This is a genomic window from Lentzea aerocolonigenes, assembly GCF_000955955.1.
GTDB classification, from domain to species: domain Bacteria; phylum Actinomycetota; class Actinomycetes; order Mycobacteriales; family Pseudonocardiaceae; genus Lentzea; species Lentzea aerocolonigenes_A.
Window position 1 is genome coordinate 1 of the sequence record NZ_JYJG01000382.1, and the last position, 3,884, is coordinate 3,884.

A 3,884-nucleotide genomic window follows, 5' to 3' on the forward strand; every position below is an offset into this window, starting at 1 on the left:
CCTCGCCAACGTTCCGAGACGCGCCGCTAGTTGTTGAGGGCTTCGCGGGCGGCGAGCGCGGCGCGGCAGGCGTGCACGAAGTCCCAGAACACCTCGGTGGTGGTGTGCCGGCGGTTCGGGCGGGTGTTCTCGGCGAACATCGCGTTGCGCAGCGGTGTGGTGAGCTCGAGCTGACCGCCCTGCCTTCCGCGGGTGCGGTTGGCGATGTTGGCGCGGTCGTAGCCGCCCAGTATCGGGTGGTCGACGGCGTCGATGGTGTGGAAGCCGGCGCGGCGCAGCCTGGTCAGCAGTTCCAGGCGCAGCAGCGCGTCGCGGCCGCCGACGAGCACGGCGCGGTCGTGGTCCTCGAGGCCCGCCGCGGCGGCGGTGCAGCCGTGCAGGCCCAGTGCGTGCGAGGCGCCGGTGACGAGGGTGCGGGCCACGCGGTCGTCGCAGTTGGACGAGGTGACGTGCAGCTCGTCGTTGGCGGCCGGCCGCAGGCCCTCGAACATCCAGTAGTCGTGGGTCTGGCCGATCGGCACCCGTGTGCCTGGGTGGTAGCCCGCGATGGCGAGGCAGAGTTCCGAGGTGCCGATCTCGATGCCGCCGCCGTGCGGGGCGAGGACGACCGACGGGGTGCGGGGCCGGTGGCGCTTGAAGCGACGCCGGTAGTCCACCCGTTCCACCAGTCGGGGATCGGCGTAGAGGTCGGAGTTGGACGCGTAGACGCTGGCATCCCCCGGTCGGCCGCCGCCCGCCATGTGGATCAGGCGTCGATCTGCTTGGGCGCGTCCTCGCCCGAACCGATCGCGATCTTGCGGGGCTTCGCGCGTTCCGCGATGGGGATGCGCAGCGTCAGCACGCCCGCGTCGTACTTGGCGTCGATGCGGTCGGTGTCGAGGGTGTCGCCGAGGAACAGCTGGCGCGAGAAGGCGCCCAGCGGCCGTTCCGACACCTGCATCTCGACGTCCTTGCCGATCGGCCGGCGCTCGGCCTTGACGGTGAGCACGTTGCGCTCGACGTCGAGCTCGATCGCGTCCGGGGTCACGCCGGGCAGGTCGAAGCACACGACGAACTCGTCGCCGTCGCGGTAGGCGTCCATCGGCATCGCCGTGGGACGTGACCACGTGCCCGGAGTGCCGAACACCTGCTGGGTCAGCCGGTCCAGCTCACGGAACGGGTCGGTACGCATCAACATCTGACTCCTCCTCGTTCTTCTGGCCTGTCAATGCGCTGTGCCTCTGTTGTATCATGTCGTCGGAACGATGACAAGTGCCGAGCGTCATCGGAAGGACGACATGACGAGTGACTACGAGACAGTGCGCGACACGGCCGCCTCCCCCGGTGACGCCACGCAGGTTCTGGCCGCGCTGATGCTGCTGCGGGAACTGCGCGACGAGCTGTCCGGGTGGGAGCCGCAGCTGATCGAGGCGGCGCGGGCCCTGGGCACGAGCTGGGCCGATCTCGCCCCGGCGCTGGGCGTGGCCAGTCGTCAGGCGGCGGAGAAGCGGTACCTGCGGGTGCGGCGGACCGAGGAGACCGGCACCAAGGACGAGCGGGTGCGGGCCGAGCGGGACCGGCGTGCGGGTGACAAGGCCGTGGCGGCGTGGGCGCGGGACAACGCCGCGGTGCTGCGGATGCTGGCCGCGCGGGTCGGGCCGCACTCGGACGCGGTGCAGCAGGCGCTCGGCGGGGAGGACGCGGCGGGGCTGCTCGGGCCGCTGACGGAGGCCGGGCCGGCGTTGCGGGCGGGGCATCCGGGGCTCGCGGAGCAGATCGCGCGGATCGGGGCGGAAACGGATCGGCTGCGCACAGACGCGCACAACCGCCGCGCCGGTCAGTGAAGTACGCGGGGGCCTTTCGTACGGTCACGCAGTACGAAAGGCCCCCGCGTGCGGCATTACAGGTACTTCTTGAGCTCTCGCTTGGCCAGCGACATGCGGTGGACCTCGTCGGGGCCGTCGGCGATGCGCAGGGTGCGGGTGGCGGCCCACAGTTCGGCGAGCGGGAAGTCCTGGCTGACGCCTCCGCCGCCGTGGGCCTGGATGGCCTTGTCGAGGACCCATTCGGTCATCAGCGGGGTGCCGATCTTGATGGCCTGGATCTCGGTGTGGGCGCCCTTGTTGCCGACGGTGTCCATCAGCCACGCGGTCTTGAGCACGAGCAGGCGGGCCTGTTCGATGCGGACGCGGGACTCGGCGATCCACTCGTGCACGACGCCCTGGGCGGCGATGGGCTTGCCGAACGCGACGCGCGACGAGGCGCGGCGGCACATCAGCTCGAGGGCGCGCTCGGCCATGCCGATCAGGCGCATGCAGTGGTGGATGCGGCCGGGGCCGAGGCGGGCCTGGGCGATCGCGAAGCCCTCGCCCTCGCCGGCGATCAGGTTCGAGGCCGGGACGCGCACGTTCTCGAAGACGATCTCGGCGTGGCCGCCGTGGGCGTAGTCCTGGTAGCCGAAGACGCTCATGGCGCGCTTGACGGTGATGCCGGGGGTGTCGCGCGGGACGAGGATCTGCGACTGCTGGCGGTGCCGGTCGGCGTCGGGGTCGGTCTTGCCCATCACGATGAAGATGGCGCAGTTGGGGTTCATGGCGCCGGACGACCACCACTTGCGGCCGTTGATCACGTAGTCGTCGCCGTCGCGTTCGATGCGGGTCGCGATGTTGGTGGCGTCCGAGGAGGCCACGTCGGGCTCGGTCATGCAAAACGCGGAGCGGATCTCGCCATCGAGCAACGGCTGGAGCCACTGCTTCTTCTGCTCGTCGGTGCCGAACATGGTCAGCACCTCCATGTTGCCGGTGTCCGGGGCGGCGCAGTTGAGCGCCTCGGGGGCGAGGTGCGGGCTGCGGCCGGTGATCTCGGCGAGCGGCGCGTACTGCAGGTTCGTCAGGCCGTCGCTGTGCTCGGGGTGGAAGAGGTTCCACAGGCCCTGCGCGCGGGCCTCGGCCTTGAGGGTCTCCAGGACCGGCTGGCGTTCCCACGGGTCGGCGGCGTCGTGCAGCTGCTGCTCGAGCACGGCCTCGGCCGGGTAGACGTGCTCATCCATGAAGGCGAGCAGTTTCGAGCGCAGTTCCTCGGTCTTGGCGTCGTAGGCGAAGTCCATGTCAGAGCTCCTTGTGGGCGGCGGCGAGTCCCTGTCGCACGAGGGGAACGGTGAACGCGCCGAGCTTCTCGAAGCCGGCGCCGACGGTTTTGCCGCTGGCGAAGCGGAAGTGGATGCCCTCGACGATCACGGCGAGCTTGAAGTAGCCGAAGGCGATGTACCAGCCGAGACCGGAGGTGTCGGTGCCGGTGCGGGCGGTGTAGCGGGCGACGAGCTCGTCGGCGGACAGGAAACCGGGCATCGACGGGACGCTGCCGGTGATCGGGTCGTTGTCGACGCCGAGGCCCTGCCAGTAGACGTACAGCAAACCCAGGTCCGCGAGCGGGTCGCCGAGGGTGGCCATCTCCCAGTCCAGCACGGCGCTGATCCGCAGCGGCGAGTCGGTGACCAGCGCGTTGTCGAGGCGGTAGTCGCCGTGGATGATCGCCACGCGCTTCGAGTCGGGGACGGTGTCGGCGAGCTTGGCGCGCAGTTCGTCGATGCCGGGCAGGTCGCGGCTGCGGGAGGCGTCGAGCTGTTTGCCCCACCGCTTCACCTGCCGGGCCAGGAACCCTTCCGGGCGTCCGAAGTCGCCGAGGCCGACCGCGTCGGGGGCGACGGAGTGCAGGTCGGCGAGCACGTCGACGAGCTTGCGCGAGAGCACGGTGGCCTTCTCGGAGTTGAGCCACGGGCACTGCTTGCGTTCGCGCAGGGCCGCGCCGGGCATCTCCGACATCAGGTAGAACGGCGCGCCGATCACGGAGGTGTCCTCGACGAGCTGGTGCGCGTGCGGCACCGGCACCGACGTGGACTCCAGGGC

The 3,884-nt window shown here is 70.6% G+C and carries 5 protein-coding genes; 1 reads left to right on the forward strand and 4 read right to left on the reverse strand.

Going from position 1 to position 3,884, the window contains the following annotated elements; translation table 11 throughout:
• Nucleotides 1–26: 26 nt before the first annotated feature.
• Both UK23_RS39435 and UK23_RS39440 read right to left on the reverse strand, forming a co-directional pair.
• Nucleotides 27–740: a poly-gamma-glutamate hydrolase family protein gene (locus UK23_RS39435; protein WP_045316903.1), complete on the reverse strand. Its 714-nt coding sequence runs from the start codon at nucleotides 738–740 to the stop codon at nucleotides 27–29.
• 5 nt (nucleotides 741–745) lie between these two features.
• Entirely contained in the window at nucleotides 746–1,177 is a 432-nt protein-coding gene (locus tag UK23_RS39440; RefSeq protein ID WP_045316904.1) for an Hsp20/alpha crystallin family protein, read from the reverse strand.
• A gap of 67 nt (nucleotides 1,178–1,244) precedes the next feature.
• Here UK23_RS39440 and UK23_RS39445 point away from each other — a divergent pair, with 67 nt between their 5' ends.
• Nucleotides 1,245–1,823 carry an HSP18 transcriptional regulator gene (locus tag UK23_RS39445; protein WP_156213715.1) on the forward strand — a complete coding sequence of 193 codons (579 nt, stop codon included), beginning with the start codon at nucleotides 1,245–1,247 and terminating at the stop codon, nucleotides 1,821–1,823.
• Nucleotides 1,824–1,879: 56 nt separating this feature from the next.
• On the opposite strand, the gene UK23_RS39450 is transcribed toward UK23_RS39445, so the two are convergent.
• Nucleotides 1,880–3,085 carry an acyl-CoA dehydrogenase family protein gene (locus UK23_RS39450; protein WP_045316906.1) on the reverse strand — a complete coding sequence of 402 codons (1,206 nt, stop codon included), beginning with the start codon at nucleotides 3,083–3,085 and terminating at the stop codon, nucleotides 1,880–1,882.
• A gap of 1 nt (nucleotide 3,086) precedes the next feature.
• Nucleotides 3,087–3,884, reverse strand: a 798-nt coding sequence (locus tag UK23_RS39455; protein WP_045316907.1) for a phosphotransferase family protein, incomplete at its 5' end; no start/stop codon positions are given.

Coding starts and splice junctions, on each gene's coding strand:
- UK23_RS39450 (WP_045316906.1), bottom strand. CDS start 3,085: ATGGACTTCGCCTACGACGCCAAGACCGAGGAACTGCGCTCGAAACTG.
- UK23_RS39435 (WP_045316903.1), bottom strand. CDS start 740: ATGGCGGGCGGCGGCCGACCGGGGGATGCCAGCGTCTACGCGTCCAAC.
- UK23_RS39445 (WP_156213715.1), top strand. CDS start 1,245: ATGACAAGTGCCGAGCGTCATCGGAAGGACGACATGACGAGTGACTAC.
- UK23_RS39440 (WP_045316904.1), bottom strand. CDS start 1,177: ATGTTGATGCGTACCGACCCGTTCCGTGAGCTGGACCGGCTGACCCAG.